The following is a 19,014-nucleotide window of genomic DNA, read 5'->3' as shown; positions in this document are numbered from 1 at the left end:
TAGTTTGGTGTAGACTCGTAAACCTAAATCTTTTTAATTTGGTTTACAAGTCGATTATGACAACGGACGATCTTGCGTTTGACCAACGCCATATCTGGCACCCATACACCTCCATGACCTCCCCGTTGCCGGTTTATCCGGTGGTGCGTGTCGAAGGTTGCGAACTGACCTTAGCCAGCGGTGAGAAGCTGATTGACGGCATGTCATCCTGGTGGGCGGCAATCCACGGTTACAATCACCCGCAGTTGAACGCCGCGATGAAAACGCAAATTGATGCCATGTCGCATGTGATGTTTGGCGGCATTACCCATGCCCCGGCCATTGCGCTGTGCCGCCAGTTGGTGGCGATGACCCCAGAGGCGCTGGAGTGCGTTTTTCTCGCGGATTCAGGGTCGGTCGCAGTAGAAGTTGCAATGAAAATGGCGCTGCAATACTGGCAGTCTAAAGGCGAATCCCGCCAGCGTTTCCTGACATTTCGTAATGGTTATCATGGTGATACCTTCGGCGCGATGTCGGTCTGCGATCCTGACAACTCAATGCACAGTCTGTGGAAGGGGTACCTGCCGGAGAACCTGTTTGCCCCAGCCCCACAAAGCCGCATGGGCGGCGAGTGGGACGAACTGGATATGGTGCCTTTTGCCCGTCTGATGGCCGCGCATCGCCACGAAATTGCGGCGGTGATCCTAGAGCCAATCGTACAGGGCGCTGGCGGTATGCGCATGTATCATCCCGAATGGTTAAAACGCATCCGTAAGATGTGCGACCGTGAAGGGATCCTGCTGATTGCCGATGAAATCGCCACCGGATTTGGTCGTACAGGCAAGCTGTTTGCCTGCGAGCATGCCGACATCACTCCGGACATTTTATGCCTGGGCAAAGCGTTAACCGGCGGAACGATGACCCTTTCTGCAACCCTCACCACCCGCCAGGTTGCAGAAACCATCAGCAATGGTGAAGCCGGATGCTTCATGCACGGCCCGACCTTTATGGGCAATCCGTTGGCCTGCGCCGTCGCCTCCGCCAGCCTGTCGTTACTCGAAACCGGCGAGTGGCGCGCGCAGGTAGCGGCCATTGAAGCGCAGTTGCGGGCAGAACTCGCCCCGGCGGCGGACTCCAGTTGGGTCGCGGACGTACGCGTGCTCGGCGCCATCGGCGTCATCGAAACCACGCATCCGGTGAATATGGCAGCGTTACAGAAGTTCTTTGTCGAACAGGGCGTGTGGATAAGACCGTTTGGCAAGCTCATCTACCTGATGCCGCCGTACATCATCCAGCCCGATCAGTTGCGTCGCCTGACGCAGGCCGTGAACGAGGCTGTGCGCAATGCAACATTTTTTAGCGATTAATCAGCGGTAAGCTCTACGGTTTCTGGCTACACTTTTTGGCTAACGAGAGGAGTCAGCATGAAACTAATCAGTAACGATCTGCGCGATGGCGATAAGCTTGGGCATCGCCACGTCTTTAACGGCATGGGGTATGACGGGGATAATATTTCCCCGCACCTGGCGTGGGATGACGTACCCGCAGGAACCAAAAGCTTTGTCGTGACCTGCTTTGATCCTGATGCGCCAACCGGCTCCGGCTGGTGGCATTGGGTGGTGGTAAATCTGCCGGCTGATACCCGCGTACTCCCGCAAGGATTCGGCTCCGGGCTGGTTGCACAACCGGATGGGGTGATTCAGACCCGTACAGATTTTGGTAAAGTTGGTTATGGTGGCGCTGCGCCGCCGAAGGGGGAAACCCACCGCTATATCTTTACGGTTCACGCCCTGGATGTGGAGCGTATTGATGTCGATGAAGGTGCCAGCGGCGCGATGGTTGGATTTAACGTCCATTTCCACTCGCTCGCCAGCGCCTCGATTACGGCGATGTTTAGCTAAGCTGTGTTGTGCCGGATGTCGGTTTCGCCTCATCCGGCCTACAAAGCAGACCGTAGGCCTGATAAGACGCGTCAGCGTCGACATCAGGCAATTTTCTACAGAAATTCAGGCAGCAATTGCAGCAGCGTTCCTTGCGCTAACAGCTCGGTCGCGCACTCAATATCCGGGGCAAAAAAGCGATCCTGCGTGTAGTGGGCAACCTGCTCGCGCAGCGCCTGTCGCGCCTGCTCCAGCAACGGACTGGAGGTTAACCCTTCACGAAGGTCAATCCCCTGACACGCCGCCAGCCACTCCACGGCAATCACGCCGCGCGTATTTGCTGCCATCTCCCACAGTCTGCGCCCCGCCGCCGGAGCCATAGAAACATGATCTTCCTGGTTAGCAGATGTCGGCAAGCTGTCCACGCTGTGCGGATGCGCCAGCGCTTTGTTCTCGCTCGCCAGCGCGGCGGCAGTTACCTGAGCAATCATAAAGCCGGAGTTAACCCCGCCATTTTTCACCAGGAACGGCGGCAACTGCGACATATGTTTGTCCATCATCAGCGCAATGCGCCGCTCTGATAACGAACCAATTTCCGCAATCGCCAGCGCCAGATTATCTGCCGCCATCGCCACCGGTTCAGCATGGAAATTCCCACCGGAGATCACATCGCCCTCTTCGGCAAACACCAGCGGGTTGTCGGAAACCGCGTTGGCTTCAACCAGCAGGACATCCATCACCTGGCGCATTTGTGTCAGACATGCCCCCATCACCTGTGGCTGACAGCGCAGAGAATACGGATCCTGCACTTTTTCACAGTTATGATGCGACTGCGAAAGCGCGCTGGAGTCGGTCAACACATGACGGTACAGCGTTGCGGCATCAATCTGCCCACGCTGCCCTCGCGCGGCATGAATACGGGCGTCAAACGGACGACGGGAGCCCAGCACGGCTTCTGTGGTCAGCGCCCCGCACACCGTCGCAGACGCAAACAGTTCCTGAGCTTCAATTAACCCGCGCAGTGCAAAGGCGGTGGAAGCCTGAGTGCCGTTGAGCAGCGCCAGTCCCTCTTTCGCCTCCAGCGTGATCGGCTCCAGTCCGGCCTTTTTCAGCGCGTCGGTAGCCGGGAGCCATTCCCCCTGCCAGCGCGCTTTACCTTCGCCCAGTAGCGTCAACGACATATGTGCCAGCGGCGCCAGGTCGCCCGATGCGCCCACCGACCCTTTCGCCGGGATCAGTGGATACACCTCGGCATTCACCAGCGCAATCAGCGCTTCAATCACGCTCAAACGAATGCCGGAAAAACCACGCGCCAGGCTGTTGATTTTCAGCACCATAATCAGGCGAACCATTGCGTCATCCAGCGCCTCGCCAACACCTGCCGCATGCGAAAGCACCAGCGAACGCTGTAAATTCTGCAAATCTTCCGTGGCGATACGGGTCTGAGCCAACAGGCCAAAGCCGGTATTAATGCCATACGCCGTACGGCCTTCAGCGACAATATTATTGACGCAGGCGACGCTGGCGTTGATTGCATCAATCGCCCCGGCATCCAGGTTCAATTTGACCGGTTGCTGCCAGATTTCACGTAGCTGGGTAAAACTCAGTTGGCCCGGCGTGAGTGTCATGGTGTTCATATCAGCGTTTCTCCTGCGTCGCAGCAATCATTGGCAAATTCAGCCCTTCTTCAACGGCGCACTCCACCGCAATGTCATACCCGGCGTCGGCGTGGCGCATCACCCCGGTAGCCGGATCGTTATGTAAGACTCGGGCGATGCGCGCCGCGGCTTCATCGGTGCCATCGCAAACAATCACCATCCCGGCATGCTGAGAGAAGCCCATGCCAACCCCGCCGCCGTGATGCAGCGACACCCAGGTCGCTCCGCTGGCGGTGTTAAGCAGCGCGTTCAGCAGCGGCCAGTCGGATACGGCGTCTGAACCGTCGCGCATAGCTTCTGTTTCGCGGTTTGGGCTGGCAACAGAACCGGAGTCCAGATGGTCACGGCCAATAACAATCGGCGCAGATACTTCACCGCTGCGCACCATCTCATTAAACGCCAGCCCCAGCTTTTGTCGCCACTCCAGGCCGACCCAGCAGATACGCGCTGGTAAGCCCTGGAAGTTGATCCGCTCACGCGCCATATCCAACCAGTGATGAAGGTGCTTATCATCAGCCACGATCTCTTTCACTTTGGCATCTGTCTTATAAATATCCTGCGGATCGCCCGACAGTGCCACCCAACGGAACGGGCCTATACCGCGACAGAACAGGGGGCGAATATAAGCAGGTACGAAGCCGGGGAAATCAAAGGCGTTTTCCACGCCCATCTCTTTGGCCATCTGGCGAATGTTGTTGCCGTAATCAAACGTCGGCACGCCCATTTTGCTAAACGCCAGCATCGCCTCAACGTGCGTTGCCATTGAACGTTTCGCCGCCTGCACCGTGCCCTGCGGATCGGACACCGCTTTTTCCTGATACTCTTCCCAACTCCATCCGCACGGCAGATAACCATGCAGCGGATCGTGGGCGCTGGTCTGGTCGGTGACCATATCCGGGCGCACACCGCGCTTCACCAGTTCCGGCACAACGTCGGCGGCATTAGCACACAGCGCAATGGAGACAGCTTTACCCTCGCGGGTGTATTTGTCGATACGCGCCAGCGCATCGTCAAGCGATGTCGCCTGCTCGTCGACGTAACGGGTACGCAGACGGAAATCAATTCGGCTTTGCTGGCATTCAATGTTCAGCGAACACGCACCCGCAAGTGTAGCGGCTAGCGGTTGTGCTCCGCCCATGCCGCCCAGCCCAGCGGTCAGCACCCAGCGTCCGCTGAGGTTACCCTGATAATGCTGACGCCCGGCCTCAACGAAGGTTTCATAAGTCCCCTGCACGATGCCCTGGCTGCCGATGTAGATCCAGCTCCCGGCGGTCATCTGGCCGTACATCGCCAGCCCTTTGGCGTCCAGTTCGTTGAAGTGTTCCCAGGTTGCCCAATGTGGCACCAGGTTGGAGTTGGCAATCAGCACGCGCGGTGCGTTGTCGTGAGTTTTGAATACGCCTACCGGTTTACCAGACTGGACCAGCAGAGTTTCATCGGTCTCCAGTTTGGTCAGCGCATTGACGATGGCGTCATAACATTCCCAGTCCCGCGCGGCGCGGCCAATCCCACCGTATACCACCAGCTCATGCGGATTCTCCGCCACATCGGGATCCAGATTATTCATTAACATGCGCAGCGGCGCTTCGGTCAGCCAGCTTTTGGCCGTTAAGGTGGTGCCGCGTGGGGCACGAATATCCTGCTGACGATATTTGCTATGGGACATGACAGAAAACTCCTCGCGAACGTCGGATAGATAAGAAATATATACTTGTCTATACAAGTCATCGCAAGGATGATTTTAACAATTAAGATACATTTTTATTATATTGCGTCAGCAATCACGGTTTTCATGTCCTGTATCAGGACATAAACCGTCCTTGCAGGCGATAGCGGGAACCCGGGAACAGCAAGCGGGCATGAGAGACTATGGACGACGCAGACCAGGTCTTACGGCGGATCAGCAGGCAGGGATCGTGTTCTTTGATATTCAGCAGCGCGCACTCTTCAGCGCTGGCACGTACCGCTTCAACAATATGTTCACCTTCCGTCAGCGGGGCGATCAGTGACAGGTATGCGTGTGGCGTGGTCTGGCTGTAATCCTGCGCCAGATACTCCGGCACAATTTCGGCATTCACGCAGCGATCTTCAATCTGTACCGGCAGATCGTTCTCGTAGTGCACCATGACAGAGTGAAAAATGGATGTGCCTTCTTTGACGTTTAACACCAAAGCCTGCTGCGCGTTGGCCTGGGTTTTTTCCAGCGTCAGCACTTCGCACCGGTGCTGATGCTGACGGGCGTTGATTTCATCCGCGATGCTGCGGATTTCAAACAGCGCGGACTGGCCTTTTGGCTCGGCGACAAACGTCCCGACGCCCTGCAAACGCACCAGTAAACCTTCATCCGTTAACTCACGTAGCGCCCGGTTGATAGTCATGCGGCTGAAACCATATTGCGCCACCAGCTCTGCCTCAGAAGGAATGCGATCGTGAGGCTGCCAGATACCGCTGGCAATTTTTTCGCTGATCTCCTGTTTGACCTTTTCGTAAAAAGGAGCCGGAGCAGAACGGGATGGGAGCATGCGTGAGCCTTCCTTAAGCTGAAAATGTGAGTGGGTAGAGTTTACAGGCATTACCCGAACCTGATAAGCGCAACGCCATCAGGTATATCAGTGCCACCAGTGGGCGATTTGCCAGCCTAATCGCGCCGCCACGCGTGCTGCTCTGCCATCATCGTCAAAGCGTGGATTAAATTCAACCATATCCACCGCCAGGAGTTTACCGCTACGACACAGAGGCTCAATCAGTCTCAGCAGCGTCGCCAACGGTACGCCAAGCGCGGCGGGGGCCGACACGCCGGGCATTTCCCACACCGGCAGCACGTCGAGGTCGATTGTCAGATAGATGACATCCAGATTGGCAATGAACTGCGCTAACTGCGCCTGCGCCGTATCGCAATGCAGATCCTCCACCACGGTAACACCGAGCCGCTGGGCCTCATCCCAAAGCGCCTGGGTGTTTGCCGCCCGACTGACGCCGATACAGGCATAGTGAAATTCACGCTGCTGTTCATCGCAAAGCTGCGCCAGCTGGCGAAATGGCGTACCGGATGTAGCTTGTTCAGCTTTGCGCAAATCGAGATGCGCATCGAAGTTGACTATCCCCACCTTCGCCTGCGGGAACGCGTCCAGTACGCCTGCGCCGTGCGCAAAGGCGGTTTCGTGTCCTCCGCCCAAAACGAAGGTACGCATATTCTCGTGCTGACAGCGCTGTACCGCATTGCGTAACGCCTGCTGCGCGCCCTCAAGATCGGGAGCCTGCGCCACAATATTTCCCAGATCCACCAGCCGATTGTGCCCATCGTGGCTGGCTAAATTCGCCAGCGCCTTGCGTAGCACATCGGGTGCTCCGGCGGCGCCCGTACGCCCCTGATTACGTTTAACGCCTTCGTCGCAGGCAAACCCGAGCAACGCTATCTGCTCGCGGTACATTTCTGGGCTAAACGTCGGGCTCAGGGTGATAGTCTGAAACAGGCGCAGCGCATTCGGCGATTCGGCGCGGTCATCACGTCCCTGCCACAGCGCAGGTGAGGCTGGTTGCCAGTTGGTCATGCTATTTGTCCTTTGAATACGCGTTGGTAGAGCGGATTGCGCCCGGGTTCATACAGGATCTCGACCGGGAGGGTTGCATCCCACACCACAAAATCGGCCACAAACCCGGCCTTCAATTGACCGTGGGTGGCATGACGCCCAAGCGCCCGGGCCGCATGACGGGTTACGCCCGCCCATGCTTCTTCCGGCGTCAGGCCAAACTGAACACAGGCCATATTCATTGCCCAGTGCAGGCTGATAAACGGACTGGTACCGGGGTTAAAATCTGTCGCTACCGCCATCGGTACCTGATATTGACGCAGCAACGCTACCGGTGGGCGCTGCTGCTCTTTGAGGAAATAGAATGCGCCGGGCAGCAGCACGCCGACCGTACCGCTTTGGCTCATCGCCGCCACGCCCGCTTCATCGAGGTATTCAATATGATCGGCGGATAGCCCTTGGTAGCGGCTTACCAACTGTGCGCCGCCAAGCAATGACAGTTGTTCGACATGGCCTTTAATCGGGATGCCCAGCGCCTGTGCAGCCTGAAACACCCGCTCACTCTGCGCCAACGAAAAACCAACGCTTTCACAGAACAGATCGACGGTCTCAAACAGCCCTTGTTCCCACAATTGCGGCAAAATGGTCTCACACACCAGCGTAATATAGCCGTCAGGATCATCCCGGTATTCCGCTGGAGTTGCATGCGCGGCCAACAGCGTCGGGCTGATTTCAACGATACTCTCTGCCGCCAGCGCTGCCACCACGCGCAATATTTTCTCTTCTGTCGGCAAATCCAGGCCGTAGCCGGATTTTATTTCCAGCAGCGTAACACCTTCTTTGATCAGCTGTTCCATCCGCTGATGGGCTACGTGAAAGAGTTGTTCATCCGTGGCGCTGCGGGTCGCCGATACGGTGGCATTGATCCCCCCACCCTGAGCGCTTATCTGCTGGTAGGAGACACCATTTAGTCGCTGCTCCCACTCACCTGCGCGGTTTCCGCCAAAGACCAGATGCGTATGGCAATCAATCAGGCCTGGCGTAATCAGCCTGCCCTGCATATCAAAAGTATTGTCATGCGTGAGATATAACGATGACTCCGGGACGATATCGCGAATCTTGCCCTGGCGGACGATCAGCGCGTGACCATCCAACAGCCCATATGGGGTACCACGTTCAGGGTCCATAGTCGCCAGACGAACATTGCGCCAGATAACATCATCAGGGAAGAATTGCTGCATTCGACTCACCACTTGTCATAGGTTGTATAGACATTTATTTTTGATTATAGGGATGTTGTCAACCTGAAGAACCATAATTGTTATCTATTTGTGATATAAAGACTCTCCGCGCCAGACATTGCTGCGATAAAAAACAACTTTTTACCTTTTCGCCTTCCCGTTTCGCTCAACTTAGTATAAAAAAGCAGGCTTTAATGGATAACTTTCAAAGCCCGGAGCAACCTGTGAACATATCATCAGTTTCCCGTCTGGCGCTGGCAATGGCTTTTGGCGTGACGCTGACCGCCTGTAGCTCTACGCCGCCCGATCAAATTCCTTCCGATCAAACCGCGCCAGGAACCTCTTCGCGCCCAATTTTGTCGGCCAATGAAGCGAAAAACTTCGTTACTGCGCACTATTTTTCCGCGCTGACACCAAACACCGCGCCGTGGAGCCCTTCTTCTATTTCTCTGCCTGCACAGCCTGACTTCGTCGTTGGCCCGGCAGGGACTCAGGGCGTCACCCATACCAGCATTCAGGCCGCTGTTGATGCAGCAATCATCAAACGTACTAACAAACGTCAGTACATCGCGATTATGCCAGGCGAGTACCAGGGCACGGTATATATCCCGGCAGCAACAGGTAGCCTGACGCTGTACGGCATGGGCGAAAAACCGCTTGATGTGAAAATTGGCCAGGCCATTGACGGTGAAATGAGCACCGCTGACTGGCGTCGTACGGTGAACCCAGCCGGTAAATACATGCCGGGTAAACCTGCGTGGTATATGTTTGATAATTGCCAGAACAAACGCGGCACGAATATTGGCGTGATGTGTTCTGCTGTCGTCTGGTCGCAAAACAACGGGTTGCAATTGCAGAACCTGACCATCGAAAACAACCTGGGTGACAGCGTTGATGCGGGTAACCACCCGGCCGTTGCACTGCGTACCGATGGCGATAAAGTGCAGATCAACAAGGTCAATATCCTGGGCCGCCAGAATACCTTCTTCGTGACCAATAGCGGCGTACAAAACCGTCTGGAAAACGATCGTCAGCCGCGTACGCTGGTTACCAACAGCTACATTGAAGGCGATGTGGATATCGTTTCCGGTCGCGGTGCCGTAGTGTTCGATAACACCGATTTCCGCGTAGTGAACTCCCGTACCCAGCAGGAAGCCTATGTGTTCGCACCGGCTACCCTGTCAAACATCTACTACGGTTTCCTGGCGATTAATAGTCGCTTCACGGCAAGTGGCGATGGCGTGGCGCAGTTAGGCCGCTCGCTGGATGTCGATTCCAACACTAACGGTCAGGTCGTGATTCGTGACAGCGTGATTAACGAAGGCTTTAACATGGCAAAACCATGGGCTGACAGCGTTATCGCAAAACGCCCGTTTGCCGGTAATACCGGTGCGGAAGATGACAAAGGTGAAATCCAGCGTAACCTGAACGACACCAACTTCAACCGTATGTGGGAATACAACAACCGCGGTATCGGTAGCAAAGTGGTTGCTGAACCTAAGCAGTAAACGTCATTCTCTGATGTAAACCCGGCAGATTCATGCTCTGCCGGGCAATGTGCCGGATGGCGACGAAAATCGCCCTCTCCGGCATACAATTAGTGTTACACCAAACGCGACTTATTAAAGTTAATCAAACTCCCTGCCTTAATAATTTCACGCTCTTCTGCGGTCAGACTTTCCATATACACACTGATTTCACTCACCGCACCATCATCGTGAAGCACATACGCTTCGATTTCTTTACTGCACTCATCTAACGCGCGGCGAATACCGGGAATATAGATATAGTCACCCACTTCAAATGAAGGTTGCTCTGCCATCTGGAGCGGTAGCATACCCCAGTTGATAACGTTGGAACGGTAACGCTTGGTGGCATATTCCTGGGCAATATTTGCCAGGCCGCCAATCACTCTCTGACAGCTCGCCGCCTGCTCGCGCGCCGAGCCATCGCCAGGTTTGACGGCGTAAATCATGCTACCAATCTCAGTATCCAACGGTTGCACATTTTCCTGACCGGCAATCTGTTGGATGCGTTCGAAAACTGACGCCAGTTCGCTGACATCGCCCTCCTCCACGCGCCTTTTTTCCAGCTCCGACGTCGCTTTACTTCTTCCCACATACCCAGGATCTCGTCGAGACAGCGTAAATTCCGCCAGTCCTAGTGGATTAGAGCGATACGACGAGGTTTCACCGGACGGGATAAGTTCATCCGTTGTTGTCACATCATCAAGGATCTTCGAGGCTACTTTCAGCAGAATATTTTCCGTTAATGCGCCCAGTTCCGGCCAGTCTTTAATGTTCGGGCCGTAAATGAGCGGCTGCTGCGTTGCCCCTTTTACGAATCCCTGGTATACGCGACTCTTATAAGGTGCAGGATTAAACGCATAGTCTGGCACCGTATCCCAGCAGTCCAGATCCGTCGCAGCAGTGAGGAATCCTCCGTTGGCTGCCGTAGCCGCAATTGATCGCGCATCCATCAGCGCAACGGCTGACATTTGACCATTGCCCGGTTTCGAGCCTTCACGGTTAGGGAAGTTGCGCGTGGTATGGCGGATGCTAAGACCATTGTTGATTGGCGTGTCGCCTGCGCCAAAGCATGGACCGCAGAATGCGGTTCTGATGACAGCCCCCGCGCCCAGTAAATCTGTAACGACACCTTTCTGTGCTAAATCCATAAACACCGGTTGTGACGAGGGGTAGACAGCAAGCGAGAAAGCATCATTACCGCAGGATTGACCACGTAATGCCTGCGCCGCAGCAATCACGTTTTCATAGTTGCCGCCCGAGCATCCAGCAATGATCCCCTGCTGTACTTTTAAGCGGCCATTTTCTACTTTATCCAACAACGAGAGGCTGGCTTTACCCTGCGCGATACGTGCAGATTCAACTTCAATCTCCCGGAGAATATCCGTCAGATTCTCATTGAGAGTATCAATCTCATAGACATTACTTGGATGGAATGGCAGCGCAATCATCGGCTTAATCGCACTCAAATCAACATGAATGCAACCGTCGTACCAGGCCATAGGCTGCGGACTGAGCTGGCGATAGTCTTGTTCGCGACCGTGTAATGCCAGCCAACTGCGAGTTTCGTCATCCGTTTGCCAGACGGAGCTCAAACAGGTGGTTTCGGTGGTCATAACATCAACGCTGTTGCGAAAATCCGTTGAGAGATGGCGAATACCAGGGCCGACAAACTCCATGACCTTATTTTTGACGTAGCCATTTTTAAATACCGCGCCAATGATCGCTAACACCACATCCTGTGGACCAACACCTGCTGGGGGTTTCCCGGTCAGATAAACGGCAACGACGTCAGGATAATCAATGTCCCAGGTGTCGTTTAGCAGCTGCTTGACCAGCTCACCGCCCCCCTCTCCTACCGCCATCGTACCCAATGCGCCGTAACGTGTATGGCTGTCTGAGCCAAGGATCATTTTGCCGCCGCCCGCCATCATTTCACGCATGTATTGATGGATAACAGCAATATGTGGCGGCACAAAGATTCCACCGTAACGCTGTGCCGCAGACAGACCAAACATATGATCGTCACCATTAATAGTTCCCCCTACTGCACATAATGAGTTATGGCAGTTAGTCAGAACATACGGCAGCGGAAAACGTTCCATACCAGAGGCTTTTGCAGTCTGAATAATACCGACAAAGGTAATATCGTGTGAGGCTAATGAATCAAACTTAATTTTAAGCTTATTCATATCACCGGACGTATTATGTGCGGAGAGAATCGACCACGCTATAGTTCCTTTTTTCGCATCCTCTTTGCAGATATGCCCTGGCAAAGAATCCTCAGCTACAACTTCATTATTATCGGAGAGATAAACTCCTTTTTCATACAACGTAATCATTTGATACTCCGTAATCCCGTACTTATATTAGTGCGCAGTCAATTAATAATTTGAATCTGGCTTATGGTTTACAGCATGTTCCAGTTAATCAACATGCTCCACCACCACACGCCCAGGGTGATATGGACAATAAAGGTCAGTAAGGTCAGCATGCCTCCCACCAGCCACCACGATTTAATATCGTTATAGCCAACGCCAAAAATAACCGGACCCGCGGCACCGCCATAATGGGTGACCATTCCACCATAGGAGTTAGAGAAGAGTAATGCCAGCGCGGTTAACATCAATGGTGCGCCGGAGACATTCGCCAGCATGGCAAATACCGGCATCATTGCCACAATATATGCACTGCCTGACGCAAAGAAATATCGAACGATAATGCTCAGGAACAAAATAACGAAGAACGCCACATTGCCGTGATTACCAAAGTCGAGGTTGTTTTTGAATAGTTCGGCTAACCAGTCAAAGAATTTCACTTTCGATAATAACGAACTTAACCCGATAATACCGCCATACCAGATTAAGGTATTCCAGCCGCCCTTATTTTTAACCACATCATCCCAGGTAACCACGCCCAACAAAAGCATCATACCCATTACGACAATCGCTACCGTTGATTCATCAACGCTAAGGCTTTTACTGAAAATCCATCCCAATAACGCAAGGACGAAGATACCCAGCAGCATTTTTTCGCGCCCTTTCATTGGCCCTAAATCCTGAAGCCCGGCTTTAGCAATAGTTTTGTTATCAACCTTTTTAATTTCAGGGGGATACATAAAATAGATAACTAAAGGCGTTACCAACAGCATAACCAGTCCAGGCAAAGCTGCTGCAAGTGCCCATCCCCCCCAGCTCAATTGTAAATGACAGATATCATTGATCATTTTCAACGCCAGAATGTTTCCTGCCATCGCAGTAAAAAACATATAGCTGGTCGTTTTGGTAACCATATAGACCGTCATCATCAGGTAGTGACCGACACGGCGCGGGCTCTTATCTGGCTCAGAGCCCAGCGCCACCGCCACGCTATTGATAATGGGCAATACAATTCCTCCCGCTCGCGCGGTATTTGACGGTGTTGCCGGAGCTAATACCAGATCAAGGAATACGGTCACATAGCCAAGACCAAGCGTGGTGTTACCAATTTTACCGATCAGAATATAAGCAATGCGCTTACCCAGCCCCGTCGTCACAAAAGCAGCACTTAACGTAAATGCCGAGAAAACCAACCACGTAGTACCGGAAGCATAACCGCTCAACACACTGCTGGTTTTCAGTACCCCGTGGCCTAAATTTCCGACAACTACCATAGAGGCGGCAACGGCAATCAGTAACACCACCGGTTCAGGAAACGGTTTGATCACCAGTCCGACAATGGCCGCAAGATAAATACCAAACAGCACCCACGCTAGTTCACTTAATCCCGCTGGGGCAGGAATCAAACCAATAATACAGGGGATCGCTAATATTAAAATTAGCTTCCATAATGATTTAACGTTCATTTATTAATCCTGAATAATCTGTACAGGCAATACAGTATTTTCGTTTTTCTGCGATCGCAGAGAAATGAGGCCAATGCTGTCAGGGAAGGAAAACATCACCAGCGAATATTTTTCTGGCGGTCCGAATAACCGAAGCTCTGATAGTTTCAGGTTCATCCCCTTTATTGGTTAAATGAATATCAAGAGTGCCGCCAGGATGTTCGATAGTGATATTCCCGTAATGCGCCCCCGCCGTTACCTGACGCGAAACAGTACCGTTAATGACACAGCTGCTGGCGATAGCTATCGCCCCGGTAATCGCCAGCGCTTTATGGCAAGAGTGCGGCATAAAATAACGAACATTAATTTCGCCGTCGTGTTGAGGTGCAGAGATGAGAATCGGTTTTGGGAGAACCTTATTGCTGACATCACCCAACCCCATAGCTTCACCGGCCTGTAAACGAATAGACTCAATGCGCGACAATAATTCATTGTCTGCATCCAGTTCTTCCGCTGATTCATAGCCCGTTTTCCCAAGGTATTCGGCAGGAATAATTACGACAGGTGTCGCCATATCCATACAGGTCACCGGAACTGAGTTGATATAATCGATGTGTTGGCCCGTCGGAAAAATATGCCCGGTTTTAGAACCTGCGGCATTAAGAAACGTCAACGCAATAGGGGCCGATGTTCCCGGGACACCGTCAATTCTTACCGTTCCTTCATACTCAACAACACCATGCGGCGTCTGTATATCAGCTTCGATAAACGTGTTGGTGTTCACATTGCGAATGCGTACGCGGGTGGTCGGCGTAGAAGCAGCAATCAACCCCTTTTCAATAGCAAACGCACCAACGGCGGAAAGCATATTGCCACAGTTGGGTGTGGTATCGACCCGTTGCTCATGTACCAGTACCTGAGCAAATAAATAATCGATATCAGCGTTGGGGTCGTTTGAAAGACTAATAATCGCGACTTTACTGGTTAACGGATTGCCACCGCCAATGCCATCTATTTCCAACGCATTGCCAGAACCCATAATCCCAATCAATATTTCATCCCGCTGTTTTTCTTCTTCTGGTAAATCTTGTGCTAATAAAAATGCACCCCTGGAGGTTCCTCCACGCATCATAACGCAAGGTATTTTTTTCATAACAATGCTCTCAATATTATTTCCACTACATACATGGTTGCATGTCATGAATAGGGTGGCTAATGACTTTGTTTGTGTGATTAGTGATTTATTTTTATTAATTAAAATTTATGAATTGCGGATACACTGGACACTTTCATCTTAGACAGGGGCTTCCCTGATTGAGTCCGGAGTCAAAATGAAACACGAACTATCGAGCATGAAGGCATTTGTTACGTTGGCAGAGTCCGATTCTTTTAACAATGCCGCCAAGTTACTCAATATTACGCAACCTGCATTAACGCGCAGGATTAAAAAAATGGAAGAGTATTTACACACCCAGCTATTTGAAAGAACAACTCGCAAAGTCACATTAACAAAAGCGGGGGCAATGCTTTTACCTGAAGCCAGAGAATTAATTAGAGCGTTGGATGAGACCATTTTTAACATCAGTGAAATGAATGTTCATCATCACGGTATAGTGACATTAGCCTGTATTCCTACCGCGGTTTTCTATTTCTTGCCGTTGGCAATTGGAAAATTTAATGAACGATATCCCAATATCAAAGTGCGAATTATTGAACAAGGTACGAATAATTGTATGGAATCCGTACTTTGTAATGAGGCAGATTTTGGAATAAACATGAACAACATCACAAATTCCTCTATCGAGTTCACTCCACTGGTTAATGAACCATTTGTTCTGGCTTGTCGACGCGATCATCCGCTCGCGAGTAAGCAGTTGGTTGAGTGGCAAGAATTGCTGAATTACAAACTGATAGGCGTTCGTTCCTCAAGCGGTAACCGATTATTGATTGAACAACATTTGTCCGACAAACCGTGGAAGTTGAACTGGTTTTACGAGGTTCGTCATCTGTCCACTTCGCTGGGTCTGGTTGAAGCTGGACTAGGTGTTTCCGCATTACCAGGGTTAGCAATGCCGCAAACGCCGCATCCAACGCTGATAGGGATCCCACTGGTTGAGCCTGTGATTAGACGCACGCTGGGAGTTATTCGGCGTAAAGACGCTATCCTCCCCCCTCCCGCTGAACGTTTCTTCTCTCTTCTGCTTAATTTATGGGCAGATGATACAGATAGCCTTTGGACATCTGTGGCTAAGTGTCAGGAAAACATGTCGTTTGCTTAATAAGCAAAAAAAATCCGCAATCTTCACAAGATTGCGGATCGTTTGTAACGCCTGGCGTTTTAGTACGCGTTAACCACCACCCACATCGGGCCTTGTCCTACCGCGTAACGACCTTTCTCCGTCAACAGTCCTTGTTCGCCAGCAATCTCGTATACCGCGATATGGTGCGATTTTTGCCCGGCTGCAATCAGGTATTTACCTCTGTTATCGATATTAAAACCGCGCGGCTGAGTTTCGGTAGGCTGGAAACCTTCTTTGGTCAGCACGCTGCCATCTTCAGAGACGCTAAAGACCGTAATCAGGCTGGCGGTACGATCACAGGCATACAGATGACGACCATCCGGTGTGATGTGAATATCTGCTGCCCAACGGGTATCCGCGAAATCAGCAGGCATCATATCCAGCGTCTGCACACACTCAATCTTGCCGTAAGGATCTTTCAGCTCCCAGACATCAACAGAGCTGTTCAGTTCATTCACGCAGTAGGCATATTGCTTATTCGGATGGAACGCCATATGACGCGGGCCCGCGCCTTCAACGGTAGTCACTTCAGCTGGTTCCTGCGCAACCAGATGGCCATCATCGCTAACGTCAAACAGGCAGATACGATCCTGTTTCAACGCCGGAACCCACAGGGTACGGTTATCCGGAGAGATGTTGGCTGAGTGGCAACCATCCAGACCTTCTACCACGTCAACCAGTTCCACCGGCAGGCCATCTTCCAGACGCGTGACGCTCACGCTACCCGCATTATAAGAGCCTACGAACACGAAACGTCCCTGATGATCGGTAGAAATATGCGTCGGGCTACCCGGCAGCGCAGACTCTGCCGCGAAGGTCAGCGCTCCGTCATCAGGCGCAATACGATAAGCCAACACGCGAAACTCCGGGCGCACACCAACATAGAGGTAACGCTTATCCGGGCTGACGACCATCGGCTGTACCTGACCCGGTACATCAACCACCTGCGTCAGCGTCAGAGAACCATCGTGATTCAGGCTCCAGACGTGGATTTGCTGACTTTCAGGGCTGGCGGTATAAACGGTTTGCTTCATGAATACTCCTTTGCTTTTTGGCAGGTGGCTGCAATTGCCTGACACACGCCTAAGGTAGACGCTTTTAACGGTGAATGCTTAATTAAGGCTCAGAATTTTGTCCGGCTCCCGTCTCGGTGTACCATTCCAGCAGACAAAATTCTCAACCTTAATCTGGAAAAAACTATGACCGCACGCGTGATTGCCCTGGATTTAGACGGTACCCTGTTGACCCCGAAAAAAACCTTGCTGCCATCCTCTCTCGAAGCGCTCTCGCGCGCCAGAGAAGCAGGCTACCAACTTATCATTGTCACAGGTCGCCATCACGTTGCTATTCATCCTTTTTATCAGGCACTGGCGCTGGATACACCTGCAATTTGCTGTAACGGTACCTACTTGTATGATTATCAGGCAAAAAAGGTACTGGAATCCGATCCCCTCCCGGTTGACCAGGCATTACAGCTGATCGAAATGCTGGATGAACATCAGATCCACGGGCTGATGTATGTGGATGAGGCCATGCTGTATGAGCGCCCAACCGGGCATGTGGTGCGTACCGCTAACTGGGCACAAACTCTGCCGCCGGAACAGCGCCCGACCTTCACCCAGGTTCCTTCGCTGGCGCAGGCCGCGCATGACGTTAACGCCGTCTGGAAATTTGCCCTGACCGATGAAGATATTCCGAAATTGCAGCAGTTTGGTCGGCACGTCGAGCAACAGCTGGGGCTGGAGTGTGAATGGTCCTGGCACGATCAGGTCGACATTGCCCGTAAAGGCAACAGCAAAGGACGACGCCTGACCCAGTGGATTGAAGCACAGGGCGGGTCAATGGAAAACGTGATTGCCTTTGGCGATAACTTTAACGACATCAGCATGCTGGAAGCCGCAGGTACCGGGGTGGCGATGGGCAACGCGGATGACGCGGTCAAAGCCCGCGCCAACATCGTGATTGGTGACAACACCACAGACAGCATTGCGAAATTTATCTACTCCCACCTGCTGTAATCAGGCAGTAATCGATACGCTCTTAATTTGCGCGTACAGCCACAGGCCAGGTTTGATACCCAGTTCATCCCTGGCCCACGGGCTGATCCTTGCCCACAGCGTCTTACCGCCCACCTCAAGCTGAACTTCCACCTGACCGTTATCGTCATAACATTGCGCGACTTTTGCCCGGAGAACGTTACGAATACTGGTCTGCTGGGGGGGTTGGAGCACCAGTGAAACATCAGAGGCCTGAATACGAATACGCAGCGCGGTTTGCATCGGTTGCTCCAGCTTATTGACCCACAGATGCTGATCGCCGAGCGCCAGCGCGGTCATCGCATAGTGTGGATGATGTTCCAGCACGCTGACTTTCAGAATACTGCTTTGCTGTTCCTTAGGCAGCCAGGGGTGCATCACGCTGCTGCCCCAGACATCTTCCAGCGAACCAAACGCTTTGACCTGCCCGTTCTCCAGCACCATCACTTTATCCGCCAGGTGCAAAATCTCATCAAGCGAGTGGCTGACGTACAGCATCGGAATATTAATTTCACGTGCAAGGCGTTGCAGGTAAGGCAGCAGTTCGCGTTTACGCGGTATATCCAGCGAGGCTAACGGCTCATCAAGCAGCAATAACTCAGGCGCGGTCAGCAGCGCCCGACCGATGGCGACACGCTGCTTTTCACCGCCAGAAAGACCGCCGGGCAAACGGTCAAGCAGCGGTTCAATGCCCAACAGCGACACCAGCTTATCAAACTGTCCGGCCATGCTTTTCGCCATTCCGTAACGCAGGTTGCCGCGCACTTTATAGTGCGGGAACAGGCGCGCATCCTGGAAAACATAGCCCACCCGGCGTTTTTCCGGCGTTAAACAGATACCGTTCTCGACGTCGTTTAAGACCCGACCGTTGAGCACGATGCGTCCTGACTGCGGCTGCGTCAGGCCGCTGATGGCGTTAATCAGTGAGGTTTTGCCCGCGCCGGAAACGCCAAAAATAGCGGTGATGCCGCTGGCTGGCAGCGTTTCGTTGAGCGTCAGGCAATGCGTCCCCAGCGTCTGGGAGAAATTGAGTTCCAGCAT

General features: G+C 52.8%; 15 protein-coding genes. 5 read left to right on the top strand and 10 right to left on the bottom strand.

Going from position 1 to position 19,014, the window contains the following annotated elements:
- Positions 1 to 56: 56 nt before the first annotated feature.
- Together bioA and OGX86_RS17335 are read left to right on the top strand one after the other, a co-directional pair.
- Positions 57 to 1,346, top strand: a complete 1,290-nt coding sequence (gene bioA, locus OGX86_RS17340) for an adenosylmethionine--8-amino-7-oxononanoate transaminase (RefSeq protein WP_286640317.1) — start codon at positions 57 to 59, stop codon at positions 1,344 to 1,346.
- A 57-nt stretch (positions 1,347 to 1,403) separates the two neighbouring features.
- Positions 1,404 to 1,880, top strand: a complete 477-nt coding sequence (locus OGX86_RS17335; RefSeq protein WP_136391650.1) for a kinase inhibitor — start codon at positions 1,404 to 1,406, stop codon at positions 1,878 to 1,880.
- A 95-nt stretch (positions 1,881 to 1,975) separates the two neighbouring features.
- Here OGX86_RS17335 and hutH read toward each other — a convergent pair whose 3' ends face one another.
- The 5 genes from hutH to hutI all read right to left on the bottom strand — a co-directional run bounded on the left by hutH (position 1,976) and on the right by hutI (position 8,288).
- On the bottom strand, positions 1,976 to 3,496 hold the full coding sequence (gene hutH, locus OGX86_RS17330) for a histidine ammonia-lyase (RefSeq protein WP_048226039.1): 1,521 nt from the start codon (positions 3,494 to 3,496) through the stop codon (positions 1,976 to 1,978).
- Position 3,497: 1 nt separating this feature from the next.
- The gene (hutU, locus tag OGX86_RS17325) at positions 3,498 to 5,183 is read right to left on the bottom strand and encodes a urocanate hydratase (RefSeq protein WP_128316640.1); all 1,686 of its coding nucleotides are present in this window, start codon (positions 5,181 to 5,183) and stop codon (positions 3,498 to 3,500) included.
- 136 nt (positions 5,184 to 5,319) lie between these two features.
- Positions 5,320 to 6,039, bottom strand: coding sequence for a histidine utilization repressor (locus OGX86_RS17320; RefSeq protein WP_003831502.1), 720 nt, complete (start codon positions 6,037 to 6,039; stop codon positions 5,320 to 5,322).
- An 87-nt stretch (positions 6,040 to 6,126) separates the two neighbouring features.
- Positions 6,127 to 7,068, bottom strand: a complete 942-nt coding sequence (gene hutG / locus OGX86_RS17315; RefSeq protein WP_286640316.1) for a formimidoylglutamase — start codon at positions 7,066 to 7,068, stop codon at positions 6,127 to 6,129.
- Entirely contained in the window at positions 7,065 to 8,288 is a 1,224-nt protein-coding gene (gene hutI, locus OGX86_RS17310; RefSeq protein ID WP_048226045.1) for an imidazolonepropionase, read from the bottom strand. The genes hutG and hutI overlap by 4 nt, the downstream gene beginning before the upstream one ends.
- A 224-nt stretch (positions 8,289 to 8,512) precedes the next feature.
- Here hutI and OGX86_RS17305 point away from each other — a divergent pair, with 224 nt between their 5' ends.
- Positions 8,513 to 9,796 carry a putative acyl-CoA thioester hydrolase gene (locus OGX86_RS17305; RefSeq protein WP_048216339.1) on the top strand — a complete coding sequence of 428 codons (1,284 nt, stop codon included), beginning with the start codon at positions 8,513 to 8,515 and terminating at the stop codon, positions 9,794 to 9,796.
- A 95-nt stretch (positions 9,797 to 9,891) separates the two neighbouring features.
- On the opposite strand, the gene OGX86_RS17300 is transcribed toward OGX86_RS17305, so the two are convergent.
- From OGX86_RS17300 to OGX86_RS17290, 3 genes are all read right to left on the bottom strand, one after another.
- Positions 9,892 to 12,156: a hydratase gene (locus tag OGX86_RS17300; RefSeq protein ID WP_286640315.1), complete on the bottom strand. Its 2,265-nt coding sequence runs from the start codon at positions 12,154 to 12,156 to the stop codon at positions 9,892 to 9,894.
- A gap of 68 nt (positions 12,157 to 12,224) precedes the next feature.
- The gene (locus OGX86_RS17295; protein WP_048214643.1) at positions 12,225 to 13,658 is read right to left on the bottom strand and encodes an anion permease; all 1,434 of its coding nucleotides are present in this window, start codon (positions 13,656 to 13,658) and stop codon (positions 12,225 to 12,227) included.
- Positions 13,659 to 13,737: 79 nt separating this feature from the next.
- Positions 13,738 to 14,790: a 4-oxalomesaconate tautomerase gene (locus OGX86_RS17290; protein WP_048214644.1), complete on the bottom strand. Its 1,053-nt coding sequence runs from the start codon at positions 14,788 to 14,790 to the stop codon at positions 13,738 to 13,740.
- A 178-nt stretch (positions 14,791 to 14,968) separates the two neighbouring features.
- Here OGX86_RS17290 and OGX86_RS17285 point away from each other — a divergent pair, with 178 nt between their 5' ends.
- Positions 14,969 to 15,916 (top strand): LysR family transcriptional regulator, encoded by a 948-nt coding sequence (locus tag OGX86_RS17285; RefSeq protein WP_168978489.1) that lies wholly within the window; start codon positions 14,969 to 14,971, stop codon positions 15,914 to 15,916.
- Positions 15,917 to 15,975: 59 nt separating this feature from the next.
- Here the strand turns inward: OGX86_RS17285 and pgl are convergent, their stop codons facing one another.
- Complete coding sequence (gene pgl, locus OGX86_RS17280; protein WP_020996535.1) at positions 15,976 to 16,971, bottom strand: 6-phosphogluconolactonase; 996 nt, start codon at positions 16,969 to 16,971, stop codon at positions 15,976 to 15,978.
- Positions 16,972 to 17,136: 165 nt separating this feature from the next.
- On the opposite strand from pgl, the gene OGX86_RS17275 reads away from it, so the two are divergent.
- The gene (locus OGX86_RS17275; RefSeq protein WP_008784170.1) at positions 17,137 to 17,955 is read left to right on the top strand and encodes a pyridoxal phosphatase; all 819 of its coding nucleotides are present in this window, start codon (positions 17,137 to 17,139) and stop codon (positions 17,953 to 17,955) included.
- Here OGX86_RS17275 and modC read toward each other — a convergent pair whose 3' ends face one another.
- Complete coding sequence (gene modC, locus OGX86_RS17270; protein ID WP_286640314.1) at positions 17,956 to 19,014, bottom strand: molybdenum ABC transporter ATP-binding protein ModC; 1,059 nt, start codon at positions 19,012 to 19,014, stop codon at positions 17,956 to 17,958.

Origin of the sequence: Citrobacter sp. Cpo040 (assembly GCF_030332915.1) — a bacterium.
Taxonomy (GTDB): domain Bacteria; phylum Pseudomonadota; class Gammaproteobacteria; order Enterobacterales; family Enterobacteriaceae; genus Citrobacter; species Citrobacter portucalensis.
Note: the sequence above shows the minus strand (reverse complement) of the source record. Positions and strands in the feature narration are given on the sequence as shown.